At 43.2% G+C, this 26,015-nt stretch carries 21 protein-coding genes; 15 read left to right on the top strand and 6 right to left on the bottom strand.

The features are described from left to right. The first annotated feature begins 10 nt into the window (after window positions 1–10). The 5 genes from RZO55_RS18875 to RZO55_RS18855 all read left to right on the top strand — a co-directional run bounded on the left by RZO55_RS18875 (window position 11) and on the right by RZO55_RS18855 (window position 6,870). Entirely contained in the window at window positions 11–1,846 is a 1,836-nt protein-coding gene (locus RZO55_RS18875) for an LCP family protein (RefSeq protein ID WP_318065808.1), read from the top strand. Between the two features lie 161 nt (window positions 1,847–2,007). After that, a complete protein-coding gene (locus tag RZO55_RS18870; RefSeq protein WP_318065807.1) occupies window positions 2,008–3,423 on the top strand; it encodes a S1C family serine protease in 1,416 nt (471 codons plus the stop codon). 206 nt (window positions 3,424–3,629) lie between these two features. Beyond that, on the top strand, window positions 3,630–5,030 hold the full coding sequence (gene clpX / locus RZO55_RS18865; RefSeq protein ID WP_318065984.1) for an ATP-dependent Clp protease ATP-binding subunit ClpX: 1,401 nt from the start codon (window positions 3,630–3,632) through the stop codon (window positions 5,028–5,030). A 19-nt stretch (window positions 5,031–5,049) separates the two neighbouring features. Beyond that, window positions 5,050–5,517 carry a signal peptidase II gene (locus RZO55_RS18860; protein ID WP_318065806.1) on the top strand — a complete coding sequence of 156 codons (468 nt, stop codon included), beginning with the start codon at window positions 5,050–5,052 and terminating at the stop codon, window positions 5,515–5,517. A gap of 87 nt (window positions 5,518–5,604) precedes the next feature. Further along, window positions 5,605–6,870, top strand: a complete 1,266-nt coding sequence (locus RZO55_RS18855) for an HlyC/CorC family transporter (protein ID WP_318065805.1) — start codon at window positions 5,605–5,607, stop codon at window positions 6,868–6,870. Window positions 6,871–7,495: 625 nt separating this feature from the next. On the opposite strand, the gene RZO55_RS18850 is transcribed toward RZO55_RS18855, so the two are convergent. Further along, on the bottom strand, window positions 7,496–7,855 hold the full coding sequence (locus RZO55_RS18850) for a TIGR04086 family membrane protein (protein WP_318065804.1): 360 nt from the start codon (window positions 7,853–7,855) through the stop codon (window positions 7,496–7,498). A gap of 184 nt (window positions 7,856–8,039) precedes the next feature. Here RZO55_RS18850 and scfA point away from each other — a divergent pair, with 184 nt between their 5' ends. The 6 genes from scfA to RZO55_RS18820 all read left to right on the top strand — a co-directional run bounded on the left by scfA (window position 8,040) and on the right by RZO55_RS18820 (window position 14,098). Beyond that, entirely contained in the window at window positions 8,040–8,186 is a 147-nt protein-coding gene (scfA, locus tag RZO55_RS18845) for a six-cysteine ranthipeptide SCIFF (protein WP_097003442.1), read from the top strand. A gap of 128 nt (window positions 8,187–8,314) precedes the next feature. Beyond that, entirely contained in the window at window positions 8,315–9,709 is a 1,395-nt protein-coding gene (gene scfB / locus RZO55_RS18840) for a thioether cross-link-forming SCIFF peptide maturase (RefSeq protein WP_318065803.1), read from the top strand. A 17-nt stretch (window positions 9,710–9,726) separates the two neighbouring features. Next, window positions 9,727–11,886 (top strand): protein translocase subunit SecD, encoded by a 2,160-nt coding sequence (gene secD, locus RZO55_RS18835; RefSeq protein WP_318065802.1) that lies wholly within the window; start codon window positions 9,727–9,729, stop codon window positions 11,884–11,886. Window positions 11,887–11,896: 10 nt separating this feature from the next. Further along, a complete protein-coding gene (tgt, locus tag RZO55_RS18830) occupies window positions 11,897–13,039 on the top strand; it encodes a tRNA guanosine(34) transglycosylase Tgt (protein WP_318065801.1) in 1,143 nt (380 codons plus the stop codon). An 81-nt stretch (window positions 13,040–13,120) separates the two neighbouring features. Then, a complete protein-coding gene (gene yajC, locus RZO55_RS18825) occupies window positions 13,121–13,393 on the top strand; it encodes a preprotein translocase subunit YajC (protein ID WP_439100064.1) in 273 nt (90 codons plus the stop codon). Window positions 13,394–13,591: 198 nt separating this feature from the next. Then, a complete protein-coding gene (locus RZO55_RS18820; RefSeq protein WP_318065799.1) occupies window positions 13,592–14,098 on the top strand; it encodes a MarR family winged helix-turn-helix transcriptional regulator in 507 nt (168 codons plus the stop codon). On the opposite strand, the gene ymfI is transcribed toward RZO55_RS18820, so the two are convergent. Beyond that, a complete protein-coding gene (gene ymfI, locus RZO55_RS18815) occupies window positions 14,057–14,788 on the bottom strand; it encodes an elongation factor P 5-aminopentanone reductase (RefSeq protein ID WP_318065798.1) in 732 nt (243 codons plus the stop codon). The genes RZO55_RS18820 and ymfI overlap by 42 nt on opposite strands. Before the next feature lie 150 nt (window positions 14,789–14,938). On the opposite strand from ymfI, the gene trxB reads away from it, so the two are divergent. The 3 genes from trxB to RZO55_RS18800 all read left to right on the top strand — a co-directional run bounded on the left by trxB (window position 14,939) and on the right by RZO55_RS18800 (window position 19,603). Then, entirely contained in the window at window positions 14,939–15,862 is a 924-nt protein-coding gene (gene trxB / locus RZO55_RS18810; RefSeq protein ID WP_318065797.1) for a thioredoxin-disulfide reductase, read from the top strand. Between the two features lie 235 nt (window positions 15,863–16,097). Continuing rightward, on the top strand, window positions 16,098–17,750 hold the full coding sequence (locus RZO55_RS18805) for an endo-1,4-beta-xylanase (protein WP_318065796.1): 1,653 nt from the start codon (window positions 16,098–16,100) through the stop codon (window positions 17,748–17,750). Between the two features lie 29 nt (window positions 17,751–17,779). Continuing rightward, a complete protein-coding gene (locus RZO55_RS18800) occupies window positions 17,780–19,603 on the top strand; it encodes a family 43 glycosylhydrolase (RefSeq protein ID WP_318065795.1) in 1,824 nt (607 codons plus the stop codon). Window positions 19,604–19,656: 53 nt separating this feature from the next. Here RZO55_RS18800 and RZO55_RS18795 read toward each other — a convergent pair whose 3' ends face one another. The 4 genes from RZO55_RS18795 to hpf all read right to left on the bottom strand — a co-directional run bounded on the left by RZO55_RS18795 (window position 19,657) and on the right by hpf (window position 22,829). Beyond that, window positions 19,657–20,010, bottom strand: a complete 354-nt coding sequence (locus RZO55_RS18795; protein ID WP_318065794.1) for a FlxA-like family protein — start codon at window positions 20,008–20,010, stop codon at window positions 19,657–19,659. A gap of 56 nt (window positions 20,011–20,066) precedes the next feature. Next, window positions 20,067–21,410: a GHKL domain-containing protein gene (locus RZO55_RS18790; protein ID WP_318065793.1), complete on the bottom strand. Its 1,344-nt coding sequence runs from the start codon at window positions 21,408–21,410 to the stop codon at window positions 20,067–20,069. Next, window positions 21,411–22,154 (bottom strand): LytR/AlgR family response regulator transcription factor, encoded by a 744-nt coding sequence (locus tag RZO55_RS18785; RefSeq protein WP_318065792.1) that lies wholly within the window; start codon window positions 22,152–22,154, stop codon window positions 21,411–21,413. A gap of 147 nt (window positions 22,155–22,301) precedes the next feature. Beyond that, window positions 22,302–22,829 carry a ribosome hibernation-promoting factor, HPF/YfiA family gene (hpf, locus tag RZO55_RS18780; protein WP_318065791.1) on the bottom strand — a complete coding sequence of 176 codons (528 nt, stop codon included), beginning with the start codon at window positions 22,827–22,829 and terminating at the stop codon, window positions 22,302–22,304. Between the two features lie 614 nt (window positions 22,830–23,443). Between hpf and secA the strand changes: the two genes are divergently transcribed. Further along, window positions 23,444–26,014, top strand: a complete 2,571-nt coding sequence (secA, locus tag RZO55_RS18775; protein WP_318065790.1) for a preprotein translocase subunit SecA — start codon at window positions 23,444–23,446, stop codon at window positions 26,012–26,014. Window position 26,015 lies beyond the last annotated feature (1 nt).

The following is a 26,015-nucleotide window of genomic DNA, read 5'->3' as shown; positions in this document are numbered from 1 at the left end:
GGATAAGTAAATGAGAAATGAATTTGATGATGAATTAAACCGCGAGAATACACGAAAGGAAAGGCGCGGTTCTGATTCGAGGCCAGACTCCGCTGAAACCGGCGGTCCGGCACGCAGACAGCCGGAAGGCAGTGCCAGACGAACTGAGAGCGGAAGCAGACAGCCGGAAGGCAGTGCCAGACGAACTGAGAACGGGGGCAGACGGCCGGAGGGCGGCGGACAGCCAAGGACTGGTGCGGGAACTGCCAGGAAGGACCAGATCGTGATAGGAAATGGAGTTTCCAGACAGCAGCCCAGGATCTCGCCTCAGGAAAAGGCCGCTTCAGCCAGCCGTATGGCAGCCCATACTGAAAAAAAGAGACGGATTCGTAAATTCATAATTCTTGCAGTTGCGGAAGTTTTTACCCTCGCGATTATTTTCTCCTATGCTTATGTGGCAAGACTCATGGGTGCGATTCAAAAGCCCGATGATTTTAACACCAATCAGGTACGTAACGAGGAGATGTCTCCGGAACAAAAGAAGCATATGACCGGATACAGGACCATAGCAGTATTTGGAGTGGACAGCCGTGACGGCAATGTCAATAAAGGAACCAATGCTGACGTTATTATGCTTTGCAACATAAACAGAGGCACAGGAGAAATTAAAATTGTATCTGTTTTCCGTGATACATATCTGAATATAAATGAAGGAAGTACTTATAATAAAATCAATGCAGCCTATGCCAACGGCGGAGCTTCCCAGGCACTTGCTGCAATCAACAGAAACCTGGATTTGGATGTGACCGAATATGTCACCTTTAACTGGAAGTCGGTTGCGGATGGAATCAATATGCTGGGAGGCGTTGATATTGATATCAGCAAGGCAGAATTCCGTTATATCAATTCCTTTATTACAGAAACCGTTGAAAAATCCGGTGTTCCTTCCGTTCATTTAAAATCGGCAGGTCCCAATCATCTGGATGGAGTCCAGGCTGTAGCCTATGCCAGACTCCGGAAGATGGATACGGATTTTGCAAGAACAGAGCGTCAGCGCCTTGTTATACAGAAAACCTTTGATAAAGCAAAAAAAGCGGATCTTGGACTGTTAAACCGGATTCTTCTTATGGAAGTGGACCAGGTCGGCTCCAACTTAACATTCAGTGATTTTACAGAACTGCTTCTGGATATTGGAAAATATCACATTGGCGAAACAGGCGGATTTCCATTTGCCCGCGGAGATATGAAGATGGGGAAAAAGGGCGACTGCGTAATACCCCAGACTCTTGAGACCAATGTGGAACAGCTTCATAAGTTCCTGTTTGATAAGGATGACTACGTGCCGTCAGATATGGTTAAAAAGATCAGCGCGAAGATTGCGGCTGATTCCGGCATGTATAAACAAGGAAAAAGCATTGATCATGTGCCTACGGATAAGGGGCTTGATGAAGAAATAAAACCAACGGTGAAGGAGACCAAGACGACTGAGGCAGAAGAGTCTTCCAGTGAGGGAGAAACAGTGGAAGAAACAGATGAGTTTGGAGATCCTATAAAGACAACGGAATCATCAGAAGGCGAGATAGGCCCGACGAAGGAAACCAAGCCTTCCGAATCCACGAAAGGCAATGGAAAACCGGGAGAGACAAAACCAACTGTTCCCGGAAGTAATGAGACGACTACGGCTGAAGCAGGGCCGGGAACCACCTCAACTACAAAAGCAACGGTTCCCGAAGAGACAAAAACGACTTCTTCAGGTCCGGGTGAAACGGAAACAACCCAGTCTCAGGGGACGACACCGACCACATCAGCTGCTGTTCCTGGCGGCGGAACGGATGCCATAGTAGTTCCTGCACCACCGACCAATTAAAAAAATACAGTTATCCCTGCAAACTGGGCTTTAAAAAGCACTTTTTGCAGGGATTTTTTCAATTCACATATTCAATATAAATTTATCACAGAATGGTCACATTTCATTGGTAGACTTTGTTTATCAGATGAGATAAACATACATGAAAGGAGATTGGTACTATGTATGACGAAAATAACAATATGGAAACAGGCCGTGTTAATCCGGAAGCCAATAAAGAAGAAGCAGTAACAACTAATTTTACGATGAGAGATCCGGAGCCGGAAAAGGATCCGTCTCACAACAGCATTCCCCATTATCAGGAGTACCGCTATCAGAGAACACCGGATCAGCTTCCATTTCACGAGGAAGAAAGGAAAAGAAGAAAAGGCGGTTTTGCAAAAAAGGCAGCAGGAATTGTAGGAGGAGCTCTTGTATTTGGAATTGTTGCCGGAAGTACGATGGTAGGAATTAACTGGGCAGCAGGTTCCTATACCCAGAAGAATCAGGTAGAGATCAGCCGTGCGGAAACCATTCCCTCAGCAGCAGATAATAACTCCGTACCGGCAACTAATACCTCCAAGATTTCTACATTAAACGATGTATCTGCAATTGTTGATAAAGCAATGCCCTCTGTTGTAGCAATAACAAGCAAAGTGGTATATGAAAGCCAGACCTGGTTTGGACCCATGCAGCAGGAAGGGGAAGGAAGCGGTTCCGGTATTGTGGTCGGTAAAAATGACGACGAGCTTCTGATTGTGACCAATAACCACGTAGTTCAGGGTGCCAGCGAACTGAAAGTAACCTTTATCGACCAGACAGCTGTTGACGCGGCAATTAAGGGAACTGATGCTGAGAGTGACCTGGCAGTAATAGCAGTTCCGTTAAAAAATATTTCTTCCGACACATTGTCCAAAATAGCCATTGCCTCACTGGGCAAATCAGACACCATAAAAGTAGGGCAGGGAGTCATTGCAATCGGAAATGCACTGGGATATGGACAGTCCGTAACAGTAGGCTACATCAGTGCACTTGACCGTTCCGTACAGACCGAAGACGGAACAAACCGTGATCTGCTTCAGACCGATGCAGCAATTAACCCTGGTAACAGCGGCGGCGCTCTTTTAAATATGCAGGGAGAGGTAATCGGTATTAACTCAGCCAAGTATTCCTCTACTGAGGTGGAAGGTATGGGATATGCCATTCCTATCTCCAAGGCCCAGACAATTATAGACAGTCTTATGACAAAGAAAACCAGAACACAGGTTGCAGACGACGATCAGGGCTATCTGGGAATTCAGTGCAAGAATATTGATTCCACCACAAGCCAGCAGCTTGGTATGCCTCAGGGTGTCTTCATCTATAAGATTGTGGAAGGCGGAGCAGCATCTCAGTCCGATCTGCGAGAAAAGGATATTATCACCAAATTCGACGGACAGGGGATCAAGACCTACGATGATTTAACCGGCATGTTAAAATACTATGCAGGCGGTACAAAAGTCACTCTCACAGTACAGTCACTTGAAAACGGACAGTATGTGGAGCGCAGCGTGGAAATCACACTTGGCAAAAAGCCTGCAGAAGTAAAACAGCAGTAATAATATAACAAAACCATACAGAAAGTATTGTCTCCCGGAATTCAGATCTAAATTCCGGGAGTTTTTCATTTCATTAAAAAAATCTAAACTGCCTGTCTCCTCTTGTAGGAGTGTTTTAAATGCATTATAATAATTGGGTATACCGTATAGAATTAAAGATAAAAGGAGATTATACTTTGAACGATAACGATATTCTGGAGGAGAAGATGGATGAGAAAGAGATCCAAAACTCTGATGTAGATAAAGAAAAAAAAGATGATGAGCAGGAATACGAGAAAATCTGCTATGTGTGCCGCAGACCGGAAAGCAAGGCAGGTGCTATGGTTTCCATGCCGGGCGGAATGAATTTATGCCACGACTGTATGCAAAAGGCATTTGATTCCGTAACCCAGGGAGGCCTTGATCTAAGCAAGATTCCAGGAATGCCCTATATGAACCTGAATCTCAACGATCTTGGAAGCTTAAACAAAGACCTTGAGATTCCGAAGAAACAGAAGATTAAAAAGAAATCAGACAAGGAACCGAAAAAGCAGATGGAGCGAAAAGATATTCCTGCGCCCCATACAGTTCGCAAGAAGCTTGATGAATACATCATCGGGCAGGACCAGGCGAAAAAAGCCATATCCGTAGCAGTTTACAATCATTATAAACGTGTATATTTAGCGGATGCGGCGGGAAAAGAGGAAGATGCCATTCAGATTGAGAAATCCAATATTCTCATGATCGGACCCACCGGAAGCGGAAAGACCTATCTGGTGAAAACACTGGCCAGACTCCTTGATGTCCCTCTTGCCATCGCAGACGCCACCTCCCTGACGGAGGCCGGTTACATCGGTGATGACATTGAAAGCGTAGTATCAAAGCTTCTTTCTGCTGCAGACAACGATGTAGAGCGGGCAGAGCGGGGAATCATTTTCATTGATGAGATTGACAAGATTGCCAAGAAGAAGAATACCAGCAGCAGAGATGTAAGCGGAGAGTCTGTTCAGCAGGAGCTTTTAAAGTTGCTGGAAGGAAGTACGGTTGAGGTTCCGGTAGGTGCAAACCAGAAGAATGCCATGACTCCAATGACGACAATTCGCACGGATAACATCTTATTTATCTGCGGAGGCGCATTTCCCGATCTGGAGGATATCATAAAGGAGCGGCTGAAAGAAAAGTCCTCCATGGGATTTTCAGCAGAATTAAAGGACAAGTATGAAAAGGACGCCAACATACTTTCCCGTGTAACCAATGAAGACCTAAGAAAATTCGGAATGATCCCGGAGTTTCTCGGACGTCTGCCCATTACAGTCACCTTAGAATCATTAACAAAGGAATTGCTTGTCCGGGTATTAAATGAACCCAGGAATGCCATATTAAAACAGTATCAGAAGCTTCTGGAACTTGATGAAGTAAAACTGGTATTTGAAGACGATGCCCTGGAGTGGATCGCAGAAGAGGCAATCAAGAAAAAGACCGGTGCCAGAGCACTTCGAGCCATCCTGGAAAGCTTTATGCTTGACATTATGTATGAGATCCCCAAGGATCCCAACATCGGATCAGTCATTATAACCAGAGCCTATTTAGATAAAAACGGCGGACCTCTCATCCAGATGAGAGGATAAGAAAAAAGGAGAATAAATCATGATCTATATTGGTATTATAGGAGTTCTGGCGGCTCTCGATTTATGGATCAAAAAGGCCATTGAAGAGCAGAATGACTCTGATTTTCCCAAAGAGTTAAACGAAAGCGGGGGAAAGATCCTGCTATACAAGAATCACAATCCCGGTTTTTCCTTCGGTTATTTCAAAGACCATCCGGATCTGGTTTCCATGATTCCCCTGGCAGTTGCCTCCTTTATCGGAGGCATGCTTGCATGTCTTTTAAGGACCAGGGGTAAGACCGCAGAGAAGCTGGCCTTATCCATAGCACTGGGGGGGGCTGTCAGCAATCTCTACGACCGTTTAGTGCGGCATTACGTAGTAGATTATTTCAGCATTCAGTACGGAAAGCTGAAAAAAGTAGTCTTTAACCTGGGCGATTTTTTCATCTTTCTGGGAGCCGGTCTCATCATTATCATTGAAATGGTACGTGCATTCAAAGAACGCTGAACCTAAAAAAGCGGCTGTCTTCTTGACACAGCCGTTTTTCTATTGTACAATCATTCATAAAATATTATAAAACAGGAGTTGATCTTTTTGGATTCGAGTGACTATATACAGTTGCTTATTTTGACTTTTTTAATTGGACTATCAGCATTTTTCTCATCAGCTGAGACAGCACTTACAACGGTGAACCGGATCAGGGTCAGGACTCTGGCGGAAGCAGGCAATAAGAATGCCATTACGCTTGCAAAGATTCTGGAAGACCAGGGTAAGATGCTCAGCGCTATTCTCGTTGGTAACAATGTGGTTAACTTAACCGCCTCGTCCATGTCCACCACACTGGTCATGAGCATCTGGGGGAATAAGGCAATCAGCATTGCGACCGGTATTCTGACGCTTGTAATTTTGGTTTTCGGCGAGATATCACCAAAAACCATATCTACCTTATATTCCGAAACAATATCTCTAAAGTATGCGAAAATCATATACCCTTTTATGACAATCATGACACCAGTCATCTATGTAGTGCATATACTCTCATTCAATTTTCTGCGTCTGGTGCATGTGAACCCTAACAGAAAGCAGGATGCCATCACCGAGGACGAGCTGAGAACCATCGTAGATGTAAGTCATGAAGAGGGAGTCATTGAATCAGAAGAAAGAAAGATGATTAACAATGTATTCGATTTCGGCGATTCTGTAGCCAGGGACATCATGATACCCCGTATTGATATGACACTTGTAGAAGTTAACGCCACATACGAAGAACTCATCGATATATTCCGTGAGGAGATGTACACCAGAATACCGGTTTACGAGGAGACCAGTGATAACGTAATCGGAATCATCAATATGAAAGACCTTCTTTTAAACGACAACAGTACCGATTTTAATATCCGTAATTTCTTAAGAGAACCGCTCTATACATATGAGTACAAAAAAACGGCTGAACTCATGATAGAGATGCGCCAGACCTGCAACAATGTAGTCATCGTACTTGATGAATACGGAGCAACCGCCGGCATGATCACCTTAGAAGATCTGCTGGAAGAAATTGTAGGAGAGATCAGGGACGAGTACGATGAAGACGAAGAGAACGAACTGGTAGAAGTAGCACCTTATGAATATCTGGTGGAAGGCTCCATAAAGCTTGACGATTTAAACGACAGGCTGGGTCTTGAGCTGGAATCAGAGGATTACGATTCTATCGGCGGACTGATTATCGGACTTTTAGACCGCCTTCCGGAGCAGGGCGAAGAAGTAGAATTCCGTGACATCAGACTGGTAGTTGAAGGTCTGGATAAGAACAGAATTGATAAAGTAAGGATGTATCTGCCGAATCAGGATTTGATGGGGTGATGAAAAAGGTCAGAGCAAAAGGACAGAGCAAGAGGGGCAGAGACGGAGTTTCGGCGGGAGAACTTCTAAGGCCGGACAGGTACAAAAATTATGGGATCGGAAACACTTCACCCGAATTTCTGAAAGAAATTCGCGCTCAGGGTTTCCTCGGAAATTGGCTTTGAAGCCAATTGCCGCCCATGCTTTTTGCACCTGTCCGCCCTAAGAAGTTCTATCCCGCCTCCAAACCGTCTCTGCCCCTCTTGCTCTGTCCTTTTTCCCGCGACGTCTTCGAAACCACCTGTTAAAAAACAATAAAGTCCATGAGTAAAAGCATACCCTCCGACTGCTAATGTTTTTTTACCAGATAAGCCATTACTGTTTGGGAGAAAATGAGGAGTGCTGTCCCCGGCTGCGTCGATTCGAGAAGGGCGTCGATAGGTGTTAGGGAGAGGAAGCGGGGAAATGAGGACAAAAAACGGACTCACAAAGTCCGTTTTTTAGGCGCCCTGAATCGGGTTTTCATCAGGAAAACCCGATGAATGGTGCCGGTGTCCTTATTTCCGTGCTTTCTATCCCTAACACCTATCCCGCCCGGAGCCATGAGCGCAGGCGGGGACAGCACTCCTCATTTTCCGCCAACCCATTAACTTAACATCCCCCCCGCGGTCCCGCTTGCCGCGCAGATAGCCATAGTTGTAAGAATCTGATTCATCGACCCATTGATCCCTTTGTTCAGCAAAAAGGAAACTGCCATAAGCACAAGAAAATACAAAAGACCCAGTAACAGACCCCAGAAGAATCTCCGCTGCTTTATGCTTTTTCCCATAAGAATACCGCCAAAGAGACAGGTGATGATGTAGACTGCATTGACACCCAGCCGGATCTGACCTTCCTTCAGCCGGAATCTATAAAGCGCTAAGGCCAGGACCACCAGCAGGACTCCGGTCAGTATGTAGGTGACAAGCAGATTTCTAAGTGTGACCTGAAGCTTTGATTTTTCCATTTTATTACTCCTTACGTCTTGTCTTATGGTTCAGTATATTCGTCCATTAGGGAGGATATTCAAATATATTGACGGTTCAAAAAATTGTTTCAGCCCATGGGCAGGGGGGAATAAATCTTGCACTGGTTAGAAACATGTGGTATAATCTCAGGGAATTAGGCAAATACAGGAGGTGTAAGTTTATATGAAACACGTAAAAACATTAAGTTCCAGTACATTAAAAGAATCTATGAAAAAAGGTGGCTGCGGTGAGTGCCAGACTTCCTGTCAGTCAGCTTGCAAAACATCCTGTACAGTAGGAAACCAGAGCTGCGAGAACAGCAACCGCTAGTATATAACTGTATAGAGCAGCCTTAAGGCAGATAAGCAGATGCCCCTACGGTCGTTAGACGGTAGGGGTTGCTTCGCTTGTCTGCTAAAAATGATTTCAGGTTTAAATTTAAATGAAGGAGAATACAAGTGATCCATCAATATACGAATAATGGCTTCCATATTATTATGGATGTCAACAGCGGTTCTGTTCATTCGGTTGATCCGGTTATGTATGATGCTGTAAAGATTGCAGCAGAACTGGTGCCGGATATGGAAGAACCGGCAGCACTTCCAAAAGAGGTGGAGGAAAAAGTGCTTCATGACCTTACAGGGACTTATGGAGAGCCCGAGGTGAGAGAGGCGCTGGAAGAAATTCAGTCTTTGATCAATGAAGGAGAACTGTTTACCAGGGATATTTACCACGACTATGTGGTTGATTTTAAAAAGAGAAAGACGGTTGTAAAGGCACTTTGCTTACATATTGCTCATGACTGTAACCTTGCATGTAAATACTGTTTTGCGGAAGAAGGAGAGTATCATGGACGCCGTGCCCTGATGTCATTTGAAGTTGGAAAGAAGGCACTGGACTTTCTGATTGCAAATTCCGGGAACCGAAAGAATCTGGAAGTGGACTTTTTTGGCGGCGAACCTTTGATGAATTGGGAAGTTGTTAAGCAGCTTGTTGAATACGGACGCTCAAAAGAGAAAGAATATAATAAAAACTTCCGTTTTACCATGACAACCAACGGCGTTCTTTTAAATGACGAGATCATGGAATACTGCAACCGGGAGATGAGCAATGTGGTATTAAGCCTTGATGGGCGCAGGGAAGTCAATGACCGGATGCGGCCGTTCCGCAATGGAAAGGGCAGCTATGAGCTCATTGTTCCCAAATTTCAGAAGTTTGCAAAAATGAGAGGGTCAAAGGATTATTATATCCGTGGTACATTTACACGGAATAATATGGATTTTTCAAAGGATGTGCTGGAGTTTGCCGATCTTGGTTTTGAGAGTATGTCCATTGAACCCGTTGTGGCTCAGGAGGAAGAGGAGTATTCTATCAGACAGGAAGATATTCCGGCAATTTTAGAGGAGTATGATAAGCTGGCTGTTGAGTATATTAAAAGACAGAAGGAAGGAAGAAGATTTAATTTCTTCCATTTTAATATTGATTTGACTCAGGGACCCTGCGTAGCGAAACGATTGTCTGGCTGCGGTTCTGGGACCGAGTATCTGGCAGTTACCCCGTGGGGGGATTTCTATCCATGCCACCAGTTTGTCGGAGAAGAGAAGTTTCTTCTCGGCAATGTAGATACAGGTGTGACAAATACACAGATCCGCGACGAATTTAAACTTTGCAATGTTTATGCAAAAGATAAATGCCGGGATTGTTTTGCAAGGTTTTACTGCAGCGGAGGCTGTGCAGCCAACTCCTATAATTTCCATGGAAGCATTACCGATGCGTATGAAATCGGCTGTGAGATGCAGAAGAAGCGGATTGAGTGTGCGATCATGATTAAGGCAGCTTTGGCTGAAGAATAATGTGAAGGAGAAAAGTCATGAAAAGTAACAAAGGCAAGGGCCTCTTAGGGCTGATTATTGCACTGGCACTGGTTGGTTTGTTCGGCTATTTCGGATATAGCACCATGAGTGACATTAAGCTTGGATTGGATCTGGCGGGGGGCGTCAGCATTACCTATCAGGCAAAAGAAGAAAAACCAAGTGCCGAGGATATGAAGGACACAATTTATAAGCTGCAGCAGAGAGTACAGAATTACAGCACGGAAGCTGAAGTATACCAGGAAGGGGACAACCGTATTAATGTGGACATCCCTGGCGTTTCCGATGCCAATGCAATTCTTGAAGAACTTGGAAAACCCGGCTCTTTATCATTTACGGATGAAGCCGGAAAAGTTATCTTAAATGGTAATCAGGTATCAACAGCAAAGCCGGTTATCACAGAAAATAATGGTATCAAGGAATATATGGTTGATCTGACCTTCACCGATGAAGGGAAAAAGGCGTTTGCAGACGCAACCACTGCCAATGTTGGGAAACGAATTGCCATCATCTATGACGGAAAGATCTATTCCAATCCGGTTGTGCAGGAACCAATTACCCAGGGACAGTGCCAGATCAGCGGTATGGACACCTATGAAGAAGCAGAAACACTTGCTTCCACTATCCGTATCGGTTCCCTTTCTCTCGAGCTGGAGGAGCTTCGTTCCAATGTAGTTGGTGCAAAACTTGGACAGGAAGCCATTACCACCAGCTTAAAGGCAGGTGCCATCGGATTTGGTATCGTGGCAGTATTTATGATTCTGGCTTATTTACTTCCGGGATTTGCTGCAGTTGTGGCATTATCTATTTATGTAGGCGTTATATTAATTCTGCTGGATGCATTTGAGGTGACACTTACACTTCCCGGAGTTGCAGGTATTATTCTCTCCATCGGTATGGCGGTGGATGCCAACGTAATTATCTTTACCCGTATCAAAGAAGAGATCGGGTCTGGAAAAGCAGTAAAAAATGCAATTCAGGTTGGATTTAACAAGGCACTGTCTGCTATTGTGGACGGTAACGTGACCACTCTGATTGCCGCTGCAGTTCTGTTCTGGAGAGGTTCCGGTACAGTAAAGGGCTTTGCCTCCACACTGGCAATCGGTATTGTACTGTCCATGATTACCGCACTGTTTGTGACAAAGTTTATTTTAAACAGCCTGTTCCTGCTTGGCTTTGAAAATGAAAAGCTGTATGGAATGAAAAAGGATAAAAAGATCATTGATTTTGTATCCAAACGTAAGATCTGGTTTTCCGCATCTTTGCTTGTAATCGTTGTCGGACTGGTATGGCTTGGTTTAAATAAATCCCAGACAGGGAATATCTTAAATTACAGCATGGAATTTAAGGGCGGTACCTCCACCAATGTAACCTTTAATGAGGATCTGTCACTGGACAAGATCTCCTCAGAGGTGGTACCTGTTGTGCGGGAAGTTACCAATGACACAGATGTTCAGACTCAGAAGGTAGCAGGAACCAACGAAGTAATTATTAAGACGAAAACTCTGACTGTACAGGAAAGAAAAGCGTTAGACAAAGCCATGGTAGATCATTTCAGTGTGGAAGCAGAGAAGATTACAGCGGAAAGTATATCCGGTGCAATCAGCCAGGAGATGAAGAGAGATGCCATTGTTGCAGTGATCATCGCTACCATCTGCATGCTGCTTTATATCTGGTTCCGGTTTAAGGATATCCGTTTTGCAGGAAGTGCAGTACTGGCACTGGTTCATGATGTATTGATCGTGCTTACCTTCTACGCAATCCTGAAATGGTCCGTGGGTTCCACTTTCATTGCTTGTATGCTTACCATTGTAGGATACTCCATCAATGCGACTATCGTCATTTTTGACCGTATCCGTGAAAACTTAAAGACTCAGAGCAAGCTTGAACTTTCTGATATCGTTAACTTAAGTATAACCCAGACAATTACCAGAAGTATTAATACCTCACTGACCACATTTGTCATGGTATTTGTTCTGTTTCTTATGGGAGTGTCTTCCATTCGGGAGTTTGCTCTTCCGCTCATGGTAGGCATTATCTGCGGTACCTATTCTTCTGTCTGCATCACAGGTTCTCTGTGGTATGTCATGACTGCCAATAAGAATAAGAAAAGTGTTAATGCAAAAGCAACTGCTAAAAACAGCAAAAAATCAAAGTAAGGAATTGTAAATGAACTATAAAATCATTGCAAAGGACGGACGTGCCAAACGGGCGGAAGTAACCACCGTTCATGGAACGATACAGACGCCGGTTTTCATGAATGTGGGGACGGTGGGGGCAATCAAAGGTGCTGTTTCCACCGATGATCTCCGGGAGATCAAAACCCAGGTGGAGCTGTCTAATACCTACCATCTTCATGTGCGCACAGGCGACCGGGTAATTAAGGAATTTGGCGGGCTTCATCAGTTTATGAACTGGGACCGCCCGATTCTGACAGATTCCGGTGGGTTTCAGGTGTTTTCACTCACCGGGTTAAGAAAAATAAAAGAAGAAGGCGTGTATTTCCAGTCTCACATTGACGGCCACAGGATCTTTATGGGACCGGAGGAGAGCATGCAGATACAGTCCAATCTGGCTTCTACCATTGCCATGGCATTCGATGAGTGCCCACCCCACCCGGCAACCAGGGAGTACATGCAAAACAGTGTGGACCGCACCACCAGATGGCTGGAGCGCTGCAGAATAGAGATGGCAAAACTGAATGAGCTTCCGGACACCATTAATAAAGATCAGCTGCTCTTTGGAATCAATCAGGGCGGTACCTTTGAGGATATCCGGATAGCCCATGCAAATACCATATCTGCTATGGATCTTGACGGATATGCACTGGGAGGTCTTGCTGTTGGCGAGAGCCATTCGGAGATGTACCGCATTCTTGATGAGACTGTGCCTTATCTGCCGGAAAACAAGCCCACATATCTTATGGGCGTTGGGACTCCTGCTAATATTTTAGAGTCTGTAGACAGGGGAGTTGATTTCTTCGACTGTGTATACCCGTCAAGAAACGGCCGTCACGGCCACGTTTATACAAACCATGGAAAATTAAATTTATTTAATTCCAAATTTGAACTGGATCATAGGCCGATAGAAGAAGGGTGCCAGTGCCCTGCCTGCCGTTCCTACAGCAGAGCTTACATCAGGCATTTATTGAAAGCAAAAGAAATGCTGGGCATGCGATTATGTGTCTTGCATAATCTGTATTTTTATAATACAATGATGGAAGAGATTCGAGAAGCGATTGAGAACCACCGTTATGGAGAATATAAGGAGAGGAAGCTTTCCGGCATGGCAGCAGGTACATCCGGGGAATAAAGCGCTCCCTTTGGACAGGCATATACGGCAGGATCGATCTATAAGGAGGAAACGGTTATGTTATTAGCAACAGGCGGTACGATGGGCATGGGTTTCTGGGTGCTTTATATTGCAGTAATCTTTGGCTTTATGTATTTTATTGCGATCAGACCACAGAAGAAAGAGAAGAAAAGACAGCAGGAGATGTTCGCCAGCATAGCAATCGGTGACAGCATATTAACCAGCAGTGGTTTTTACGGAGTCATTATCGACATGACGGATGATACCGTAATTGTAGAATTCGGCAACAATAAAAACTGTAGAATTCCTACGCAGAAATCAGCCATTGTACAGGTTGAAAAGCCAGAAGCATAGAATGTATCGATAGAATTAAAAAACCCGGAGAAAGATTACTTTTTCCGGGTTTTATGTGTGTTTCGGGTTGACAGGTTGTTGCTTCTGAGATATACTTCAAAAGTAAACGGTTCAATAATGAACTAATAATAACATGAGAACGAATCCATCAGTATACAGTGAGGCGATTTTCTCATATGATTTAGTAAGGGTGTTGGAATGAATGAGACTGTAACGAATATGCCGGGGGAAAGAATGAGTCTGGAAGAGGAATGCTGTCTGGCATGTTTTGTAAAGATCGATAAGATCTATCAGAAACTATGCAGTCAGTCCGTATCAGAGTACGGATTTACTCCCAATGAAATAGTAGTCATGATGTTTCTTGCAAATAATGGGGGATTAAAGAGTGCTTCGGAGATTGCCCAATATAGAAACATCTCAAAAGGTCTGATTGCGAAATCTGTGGATTCTCTTTGTGAGAAGGGATATATCACGGCAGACAGAGATAAAAATGACCGAAGGCTGGTTCTCTTAAAGCTTACGGAGAAAAGCGATGAGGTTGTGAACCGGATCAGGCGGTGCAGGAAGAACTTCGTGGAAGAGCTTCACAAAGATATTCCCAAAGAATATATCGGGATTCTTCACCGCACCGCGTCAATTATGAATCAGAATGTGGAAAGCCTGTTAAATAAAACCTCCGTCAAGACCAATGATCTGACCGGTTAAATAGGAGTTTTTATAACCCAGATGATAGACAAGATCTGCGACTTCTTCGGCTTTTCCCAGTCTTCCGGCCGGGATCTCATCGATTAAGGCAATCAGCTCATCTTCACTTAAAAACTGATTCATCTCCGTATCGATAGCTCCGCACGCAACCGCGTTAACCTGGATATTGCTTGGAGCCAGTTCTTTGGCAAGAGCCTTGGTAAATGCATTGATTCCTCCCTTGGTAGCGGAATAGGCTACTTCACAGGAAGCACCCGAGACACCCCAGATGGAAGAGATGTTTATAATTTTACCCTGTTTGCGTTCCAGCATTCCTGGGATAGCCAGCTTGGAACAGTGAAAGGCGGAGGTTAGATTGGTCCGTATAATACGGTCCCAGGCCTCAGTTGTCATATCCTGTAAAAGACCGATGTAGGAAATTCCTGCATTGTTGACAAGAACATCCAGAGAACCAAACTGTTTTTTGATCTGCAAAAAAAGCTCCTGGCATTGATTGATGTCACCCATGTCACCCATGTAGGAGAGGCAGGAGATCTGATAGGACTCCAGTTCCTTCCTGGTTTGTAAAAGGCGGTCTTCATTATGGAGACAGTTAATGACCACATTGTATCCTTTTTTTGCAAATTTGACAGCAATGGCCTTACCGATTCCACGGGAAGCGCCGGTTACAAGTACTGTTTTTCGAGACATAAAACCACCCTCTCTGTCGTTGTATGATGCCTATATTTTAACAAATTCTGCTTCAAAATGCAACGAGGGCATTGCATACAAAAAGATGGGTGAGATATAATGAATACAAAAGAATCTGTATTTACAAAATAAAGAAAGCAGGTAGATAAAATGAATGAGATTTATGACGTAGTGATTATAGGGTCAGGTCCTGCAGGACTGTCCGCTGCAGTATATGGTAAAAGAGCAGAACTGAGAATGGTAGTGATTGAAAAAGAGGTAGCCAGCGGCGGCCAGATTCTTAATACCTACGAGGTGGATAATTATCCGGGCCTTCCAGGTATTAACGGATTTGATTTAGGCATGAAATTCAGAGAGCATGCTGAAAAGCTGGGAGCTGAGTTCTCCATAGATGAGGTGCTTCGTATAGAAGCAGCAGGCGGAGAATTCACAGTTGTAGGCCAGGAACGGTCCTATGAAACTAAAACGGTTATTATCGCAACTGGCGCACAGTACCGGAAACTCAGCGTCGTTGGTGAAAAGGAACTGACCGGGATGGGTGTTTCCTATTGTGCAACCTGTGACGGAGCGTTTTTCCGCAACAAGGTAGCCGCTGTTGTAGGCGGGGGCGATGTGGCAATTGAAGATGCCATATTCCTTTCCAGAATGTGCAAAAAGGTGTACTTAATTCACAGAAGAAATGAACTGCGTGGAGCGAAGACACTGCAGACACAGCTCTTTAACCAGAAGAATGTTGAAATCATCTGGGATACGGTAGTAGAAGAGATTGAAGGCGGAGATCAGGTGGAATCGCTCACCATTAAAAATTCCAAAACAGAAGAATCAAGCAAACTTTCCGTTGATGGTGTGTTCATAGCAGTGGGAATCAATCCGCAGAGCGATGCTTTTGACAATCTTGTGGAAATGGATCATGGATACATTAAGGCAGGAGAAGATTGTGAAACCAATATTCCAGGAATTTTTGCAGCAGGTGACGTCAGAACCAAACAGCTGAGACAGGTATCCACAGCAGTTTCAGACGGTGCCAATGCAATTACAAGCGTGGAGCGTTACCTGACACGGAACGGAAAATAAAATAACTACTGAAGTCTGGATATGCTCTCTTCACAGCAAACAGTTTTAACTGTCTGCTGAGAAGGGAGCATATTAATATTACAGTCTGAGTTTAATCCCATTAAAACATATAATCTGCCATGACTTCTTATATGCTTTCTCCGGTTGTGAAAAGTATTGAAAATAATAAAATGGTATTATGAACTGATAAGTGACGGGAAACTGTCTGCAGTAAAATTTTAAGGAGGAAAAAGCAATGAGTAGGTTATTGGGGAAAGCAGCGGCAGTCTGCATGGGGGTCGTGGTCTGTCTGAATATGACAACAGGCATGGGCTGGGCTGATAGTCAGGGAGAGGTTCCTTTAAAGGATATTTATAAGGGAAAATTTCTGATCGGCAATATTTATAACAGCTTTAACCTTACGGGAATGGACAGAGACATCATACTCCGACATTACAATGTGGTTACACCCGAAAATATGATGAAACCAGATGCAATGCAGAAGGAAAAAGGGGTCTTTACTTTTGAATCCGCAGATGCAATGACCGGATTCTGCCAGGAGAATGGTTTGCAGACTGTGGGGCATACACTGGCATGGCATGGGCAGACTCCTGACTGGATGAATGCCGGATGCAGCCGGGAAGAAGCAATTGGCAGACTGAGAAATCACATATCCAATGTGGCAGGGCATTACAGTGGAAAACTGCTATCCTGGGATGTGGTAAACGAAGCGATTCAGGACGGAGCCAGACTTCCTGCAGACGGGAACTGGAAATCCTGCTTACGGGATACTCCGTGGCTGAGAAACATAGGTAACGATTATATAGAACTGGCTTTTCAGTTTGCCCATGAGGCAGACCCCAATGCCAAACTGTATTATAATGATTACAATTTAAACGATATTAACAAAGCTCAGATAGCAGCCGCAATGTTTTCTGATTTAAAGAAAAGGGGTATTCCCATTGATGGGATAGGTATGCAGGCACACTACAGCACCACCCTGCCTGTTGCTACAGTAGAAAATTCCCTGGAATTGTTTAAAGAGTCCGGGGCCGAAATATCAATAACGGAACTTGATGTCGTAGTCAGCCAGGCTGAGGCCTCAGGGCTTACAAAAGATCAGGAGATTGCTCAGGGACAGATATATGCCCAGCTTTTCAAACTTTATAACCAATATTCAGATGTTATAAAAAGAGTAACGTTTTGGGGTTATAATGATACAAAGAGTTGGAGAAGCTCCTATTTCCCTTGTTTATTTGACGGGAATTACAAAGCCAAAGAAGCTTATTATGCAGTTGCAGATCCCGATGGATATTTAAGAAAACACCCTGTTAAGGAGATCCCGGAGCCGAATACCATCACTGCGGCAAAAGGCAGCCCGGTAATCGATGGTGCTGTAGATGAAATCTGGAATAGTGCAAAGGAAGAGCCGGTTAATATTATGACAATGGCCTGGCAGGGAGCATCCGGCACTGTAAGAACACTTTGGGATGAAAAGAATATTTATGTTCTTGTGAATGTTAAAGATAAGATTTTAAATACGGATAGCCAAAATGCCTATGAGCAGGATTCGGTTGAAGTCTTCTTAGATGAAAACAATAACAAATCTTACTCTTACCAGGAGGACGACGGACAGTATCGAGTGTCTTGTAAAAACGTTGTTACGTTTGGAAGTAATGGAACGAGAGAAGGGTTTGAGTCAGCGGTAAAAGTGACGGAAGAAGGATATCTGGTGGAAACGAAGATTCCGTTAACAAGTGAAGCTTGTAAAGGTAAAATTATGGGATTTGATATTCAGATCAATGATAGCAATGAACGGGGAGAACGGATCAGTGTAGCCAAGTTTAATGATGATTCTGATAATTCCTGGCAGTCAACGGCCAAATGGGGAAATCTTCTTTTAAAGTAGCAAAATAGATTATGGGAGGCAGAATATAAATGAATGAGATTTACAGGCAAAAAGAGGCAGAACTGCTGATTTATACCCGTCACCCCGACAGGGAACAATATCCGGACGGCCTGGCACGGAGCATTCACTTAGCATGGAGCAAAGATGGACGCATTTATCAGCCGTTAAACCGGAATTATGGAATACTGTTTGCAGAGGCTGTTATCCGCAAAAACAATACCATCTGCGCCAAGGGGCTGAAAAACCCATGGGTATTTGAGATGCCCGCGGGCTCCTATGGGATTTTTGCAATACGGGTGAATGAAGACGGGAGTGCAGATCAAGAGAGTCTGGGATGCGTTTTCTTATGGACCACAGAAGATTTTATAGAATTTAAGGAAAGAGGAATGTTGAATCTGGGAGGGGATATTCCTGTTAACCGGGTATCGTGTCAGTACTTAAGGACAGCTGGTTTTTATGAAATTTTATGGGAGGATAAGAAAGACGGACTCTATTTTAATACAACCTCAGATATAATTAGTCCATCGGATCTTTCTGCTCCCCAATCTGCTTCTAAAAGAGGGGAGGCTATGGAGATTCAAGGACCGGAAGGAGCACTGCCTGGGAATTGTATAAAGATAAAAAGCGATTTCTGTGACCGCATTGTCCGAAGATGGAGACCTGTCAGGAATACAGAGATTCTTGTCCCGGATAAAGTGGAGGTTTCGTCTGAGGAGGATCTAAACCAGATTTGCGCAACAGCCTTCTATTCAGATGGATCTAGTGTGTTAAAGGCTGTCCGGTGGGATCACAGCGGTGTGGATTATAAACGGCCGGGGGAATATACGGTAAACGGAACGGTTGCAGACCGGAAGTATCCATTTCCCCTTGCAAGAGGATTTGCAGATCCGGTGGTTTTCCAGTGGAACGGAACCTATTATTTCATTTCAACCAATGATAATTTAAATGATGTGGGCCTCTATGTTCGTCAGGCAGATACGCCGGAAGCGCTTTTTTATGAAAGCACCAAACATCAGCTGATTCTTGAGTATAATGAAGAGGATGAGTTTATTCAGACTTTCTGGGCACCGGAATTTCATATCATAGGTGGTGAGCTTTATATTCTGTTCGCAGTCGGGGGAAAAAGATGGTCTCCTCAGTGCCATTTAATGAAGCTGAAAAAGGGAGGAAATATACTGGATAAAAACAGCTGGGAAAAGCCCGTTCGAATACAGAAAAGAGATGGATCGTGGCTGGCAGATAAGGGGATAACTTTAGATATGACATATTTAAAGGTAAAGGGAGTCTCCTATATGATATGGTCTTACCGGGAACACATTGGTACAGATTTAGACACCGGATCTATGCTTTATATTGCAACAACAGATGAGAAGCTTCCATGGAAATTAACCAGTGATCCGGTGCTGCTGTCACGTCCCCGTTATGGTTGGGAAAATGTGGAGGGAACCATCAATAATGAAGGACCTTATGCATTTGTAACGGATGATACGGTATATGTTACATATTCCGGAGGTGCAGCCAATGGTTACACATATGCATTAGGACTTTTGAAGGCAAAGACAGGGGCTGATCTGCTAAATCCGGAAAGCTGGAATAAAAGTACTGCACCGGTTCTTTCCTATTATTCTCTGGAACACAGATATGGCCCTGGTCATAACTCCTTTTTTGTGGATCCGGAAGGGAATTTAATGATTGCTTACCATGGGGTGGAATCCATAAAGGATCACATTCGGTGTACCGGAATTCACCGGGTTCATTTTGACATAACTGGCAATCCGGTATTTTCCCTCTCATCGGAACGGGATTTAAACCAGGAACTTAGGAAAGTGAAAACCAGAGCTGTTGTAAGATAATTCTAAAACAGTATACCCTGATAGTTAGATTAACTATCAGGGTAGTGTTTTTGCTAACCGTTAAACTCCTGCTCTTCTGGCATATAGGTGTCGAAAGGTTTTCTGCTGGAGCCTGCCTCCTGGCTCTCGTTATCTGCTTTTTTCTGAGCAGAGGATGCATCCCCTTTTAACTGCTGTATCTGCTTGTCCAATTCTTTGATTCTTTTTTCCAGATCTTTGTATTTGCTGCTTTGCTGCAATGCAAAAGGATTTCGTTCTTTATCCCGTTGATCTTCCAGTTTTCCCTTTTCCTTTTCCAGCGTTTTTATTTGCTGTTCTATATCACTGGTATCCGGTTCTGTTTTTTGACTGGTGTCTGCCCCAGCCGAATATTGAGGTGAATAAGTTCCCATATTGCTGACATTCATAGTAAATCCTCCTTTTTTCTGAGATACTATGAATATATTAAGGATATCATGGGGTTTCAAGAGCTTTGCATTGAGATGTATTCTGATTGTTGTGAAATGATAAAGAGCACATTTAAACGAAAGCTATTCGGACCTTTCTCAACATCGACAGTGCCATGATATTTCTCTGCCACTGCTTTTATACTTTGAAGTCCGATTCCGGAGCCTTTGACTGGCACAATGTCGTCGGATCGGCTGTTTTCTATCTCAATCATAAAGAAGCCGCCTTTCCGGACCGTTTTAAGTATCATATATTGAGGTGTTTTGCTTTCACTGCTGCAGGCTTTGACAGCGTTATCCACAGCATTTGAGAATACGATACATAAATCAATATCATCGATATTACTGCTATCAGGAATTTTTACGGTGCAGTCAACGTTTATTCCCTTCTGGTGTGCTATCCCTAATTTATTTGTTAACAAAATATCCAGAATGGCATTTCCTGTCTGACATGGAAAAGAAAGCTGATCTGACATCGTGGTCAGTTTCCCCAGATATTCTAAGGCCTTTTGGTTTTGTCCTGTCTTTAAAAAACCACTCAGTACGGTCCAGTGGCCATTTAGATCATGCCGGAATGTTCTTGTCAGTTCATAGCGCATCTGCATATCCTGAACAGAATTAGTCTGGATGCTTACCTGCTGTTCCAGAAGAGTATTCCGCATTTGCAGCGCAAAGCTTTCCAATAATTTTTTATAAGCAAATAGCACTGCAAACAGACATAAATAAGCAGCAATCTGGATAATCAGCATCGTCCAGTCATTTACAACAGGTAAGATTCTAGTGCCTTCTGAATTTACTGTAACGGTATTCCCATATGTGGCAAAAACCTGCTGCATAACTAAAAGCACGAAGAGGATGGGCAGCAAAAGAATCAGAATATAACGCAGCATGGGTAATTTCCTGTCTTTCAGCCATTTGAGGGCAAGCTGATAAGAAAAAAATACGGCTGCCATTACAAACAGACTGCTTATTACCGTAAGAACCGTAGTATAGGGAAACAAGAGTGTTAAGGCTATATTAAGCAAAGTCTGAAATATCCCGTTAACCACTTGCATAATGCAGATTGCCAGTATAGCTGAAGACGCAGACGATGCCGGCGGACTTTTTAGAGCCAGCCATCCGAATAAAGAAAGTGCTACCAGCTCCAGAAGAGTGGATGCTGGAAATGCAGCCCGGGTGAATAGTTCAATTGCAGCCAGCAGATAAATGACAAGTATGTAACCTGCAAAATGATACCATTTTACAATTCGAATCGTAAATCTCCCCAAAAACCAAATCTCCAGCAAAGCCAGACAGGCATTCAATATACAGAAGAAGTAAATAAAATCAAACCACCCGATGAACAGTCCGGTTATCGGCATCTATCTGTCCCCTTTCTTCATATAAATCAGCATTGCTTCTATGAACTCCTGCCTGCGAAGCCTGGAAACGGGGATGTTCTCCCCGTTAACTAACTTCGCCTGTCCATTTTCATACCCAATGACAGCGTGAAGGTTAACCAGGTAGCTGCGGTGGCAGCAGAAAAAGTCAGGTGCCAGCTGTTTCTCTAATTCATTTATCCTAAAATAGTAGTCAATAATCTCCTGTTTTGTATGTACAAAAATTTTTCTGTTTATAGCTTCGCAATATAAAATATCAGCAAAATGGACAGATTGACACCAGGATCCTTTTTGAATTGTCAAAACGGCTGTTTTTTTCTCCAAAACATAGTGGATTATACGGTCCATTGTGGATTGAAAACGCTGACTGTTCAGTGGTTTGAGCAGATAATCGGCTGCCTCTACGGAAAAGGCATCATAGACATATTCTTTTAGGATTGTTACAAAAATAATAAAGCTTTCTGAACCGGACTGCCTAAGCCGTTTTGCTGCTTCCATACCGGTTAAACTGCTCATTTGTATATCAAGAAAGATGATATCAAATGATTCATCGTATTTAAGCAGATCTTCTGCACTGGAAAAGGAAAGTATATCAGCGTTATAACTGGTTTTATTCATATAATCACATATCTTGTTTTTTAATTCCTGTATCATATTGCCATCATCATCACATACCGCTATTTTAATCAAAATAAGTACCTCAGTATCATGTAATAAATAAATCATATTAAGAATACATTTGATAATGCGAAACTTCAAGTGTAATGTTGCGAAATGCAGGCAGAATGATTGGTTATGCAGTAGGTGAACTATAAAAAGGGCGGAAACCGATTATGGTTCCGCCCTTGCATTATTATTTAATTAAAGTTTTTCTTAGAATTCCGGTTCAATCAGTCCGTAAGAACCGCTATTCCTTTTATATACTACATTCACTTCATCGGTATCCCCATTGAGGAATACGAAGAAGTTATGTCCGAGAAGCTCCATCTGCACACATGCTTCTTCCGGATCCATTGGTTTTACTGCAAATTTCTTCGTTTTCACTATGTCCACATGATCATCGGAGACAGTTTCATCTTCTATAAAAGCTTTTGAAAAGGAAGGTGCGTTTAATTTTTTGTCGATTAATTTGTTTTTATATTTTTTCAACTGGCGTTCCAGGATCTCTTCAACCAGATCGATGGTAACGTACATGTCATTACTTGATTCTTCCGCACGAATAATATGTCCTTTCACTGGAATAGTCACTTCAATTTTCTGCATTTCCCTCTGCACGCTGAGTCTTACTGTTGCTTCTGTAGCAGGTGCAAAAAAACGGTCCAGCTTTCCAAACTTGTCTTCAATAGCCTCCCGTAACCCTGCTGTCACCTCAATATTTCTTCCTGTAATTGTAAAACGCATAAGTCATCAGCTCCTTTTTCTTGAGATGGGTATAGTATATCACATTTATTAGAATAATTCAATGTGATTGTAAAATGTTAAGATAATTCATGAAAAGTTAATGTAAAAATTATCTTCTTCTTATTTTATCAATTTATTGAAAAACTATAGATAAGACTAAAAAAAAGTCAAGGGAAAAATGGGATTTTTCGTCGAAAAAGTAAATTTTATGACAAATATACAAAAATGAATGGTTTTGTCATTGTCATGGGAATGCTGGGTAAATGTGGAGAAAAAATGTGGATAATGTGGATAACTCGGTGTATAACTGATTTATTTCGCAATTGTGAGGGTTGGTGGTGGGGATAAAAATGGGGGAAAAATACACAATCGGATGTGGATAATGTGGAAAAGTCGGGAATCGAACAAATTTTTTGTGCAATGTGTCAGGTTAACCATAATTTTCTCATGATTTGCTGGAGGTTGCTGATGAAATTGGCAGTACCTGGCAATAATAAGTCTGATTGTTACCAGAATGTTAATTTTTTATGAATTCGTTGAATTAAATACGGGTTAGTGCTACAATATACAGGATTGTACGGTGTATATTGAAAGATAGAGTAGGAGAATAAATCATGAACTTGGTTCAAAAAATATTTGGAACTCATAGTGAAAGAGAATTGAAAATTGTTAATCCCATTGTGGATAAAATAGAATCTCTGCGCCCGACCATGGTTGCACTTACGGATGAGGAATTGAAGAATAACACGAAGCTTTTTAAGGAAAGACTGGCAGCAGGAGAAACTCTTGACGACATCTTGCCGGAAGCATTCGCAACTGTAAGAGAAGCCGGAAGGCGAGTTCTTAATATGGAACATTTCCGTGTGCAGTTAATCGGTGGTCTGGTTCTTCACCAGGGACGTATTGCGGAGATGAGAACGGGTGAAGGAAAGACTCTCGTTTCCACATGTCCGGCTTATTTGAATGCACTGGCTGGCAACGGTGTGCAGATTGTTACTGTAAACGACTACCTGGCAAAGCGTGATGCGGAATGGATGGGAAGAATTCATGAATTCCTGGGCATGACTGTCGGTGTTGTACTGAATAACATGAGCTCCGATGAAAGACGTGACGCATATAACTGTGATATTACCTATGTAACCAACAATGAGCTTGGTTTTGATTATTTAAGGGATAACATGGCCATCTATAAAGAACAGATGGTATTAAGAAATTTAGATTTCTGTATTATTGATGAGGTCGACTCTGTCTTAATTGATGAGGCAAGAACGCCTCTGATTATTTCCGGACAGAGCGGAAAATCCACGAAGCTTTATGAAGTCTGCGATATTCTTGCACGCCAGTTAGAAAAGGGCGAGGCTTCCGGAGAATTCTCTAAGATGGCCGCCATCATGGGCGAAGAAATCATAGAGACCGGTGATTTCATTGTGGATGAGAAGGACAAGGTTGTTAACTTAACAGAACAGGGTGTGGAAAAAGTTGAGCAGTTCTTCCATATTGAGAACCTGTCAGATCCGGAAAACTTAGAGATCCAGCATAATATAATCCTGGCTCTCCGGGCAAACTATCTGATGTTCCGGGATAAAGATTATGTGGTTAAGGATGATGAGGTCCTGATTGTAGATGAATTTACAGGACGTATTATGCCGGGAAGACGGTATTCTGACGGTCTTCATCAGGCAATTGAGGCGAAGGAGCATGTGAATGTCCGCAGAGAGAGCAAGACTCTTGCGACCATTACATTCCAGAACTTCTTTAATAAATACAACAAAAAAGCAGGTATGACCGGTACGGCTCTTACAGAAGAGAAGGAATTCAGAAATACCTATGGAATGGATGCGATTTCAATTCCAACCAACCGTCCCATTGCTCGTATCGACCAGGAAGATGCAGTTTATAAAACTAAGAAAGAAAAATTTGAAGCAGTATGCGACGAAGTGGCAGTTGCCTATGAAAAGGGCCAGCCAGTTCTGGTTGGTACCATAACCATTGAAACATCCGAGATGTTAAGCTCAATGTTAAAGCGCAGAGGGATTCCTCACAAAGTCTTAAATGCAAAATATCATGAGCTGGAAGCGGAAATTGTTGCTGACGCAGGTGTGCATAAAGCGGTTACCATTGCTACCAACATGGCAGGCCGTGGTACTGATATTAAGCTGGACGACGAATCCAAAGCTGCAGGTGGTCTTAAAATTATCGGTACAGAGCGCCATGAATCACGCCGTATTGATAATCAGCTGCGCGGTCGTTCCGGACGTCAGGGAGATCCGGGTGAATCCAGATTCTACATTTCTCTGGAAGATGATTTAATGCGTCTCTTTGGTTCCGAACGCCTTGTGGGTATGTTTAATGCCTTAGGTGTGCCGGAAGGAGAGCAGATTGAACATAAGATGCTGTCCAATGCTATTGAAAAGGCACAGATGAAGATAGAGACCAACAACTACGGAATCCGTGAGAACCTGTTAAAATACGATGAGGTCATGAACGAACAGCGTGAAGTGATCTATGATGAGAGAAAAAAGGTTCTTGATGGAGACAATATGCGTGACGTTGTCTTAAAGATGGTCACTGACATTGTGGAGAATGCGGTGGATTTATCCGTCAGCGACGAACAGTCACCGGAAGAATGGGATTTAAATGAATTGAATACCCTTCTCCTTCCTGTGATCCCTCTTTCGCCGATCACTCTTCCTGAAGACGGTAAGATGAAAAAGAATGAACTAAAGCATATGCTCAAGGAAGAAGCGATTAAGCTTTATGAAACAAAGGAAGCGGAGTTCCCTGAGGGAGAGCAGATCCGTGAGATAGAGCGTGTTATTCTTTTAAAAGTTATTGATAATAAATGGATGTCCCATATTGATGATATGGATCAGCTGCGCCAGGGTATTGGACTTCAGGCCTATGGTCAGAGAGATCCCCTTGTGGAATACAAGATGAGCGGCTATCAGATGTTTGATGAGATGACAGCAGCGATCAGGGAAGATACCGTCCGGATCCTCTTCCATATCAGAGTTGAGCAGAAGGTGGAGCGGGAACCCGCTGCCAAGGTGACAGGAACCAATAAGGATGACAGTTCAGTGAAGACTCCGGTGAAAAAGGCTGATAATAAGGTCTATCCCAATGATCCGTGTCCATGCGGTTCCGGCAAAAAGTATAAGCAGTGCTGCGGACGTAAATTAGTATAGT

Source organism: Clostridium boliviensis, from assembly GCF_033342255.1.
Classification (GTDB): domain Bacteria; phylum Bacillota; class Clostridia; order Lachnospirales; family Lachnospiraceae; genus Lacrimispora; species Lacrimispora boliviensis.
The sequence above is the reverse complement of the archived record's forward strand: the minus strand, read 5'-3'. Positions and strand labels throughout refer to the sequence as shown.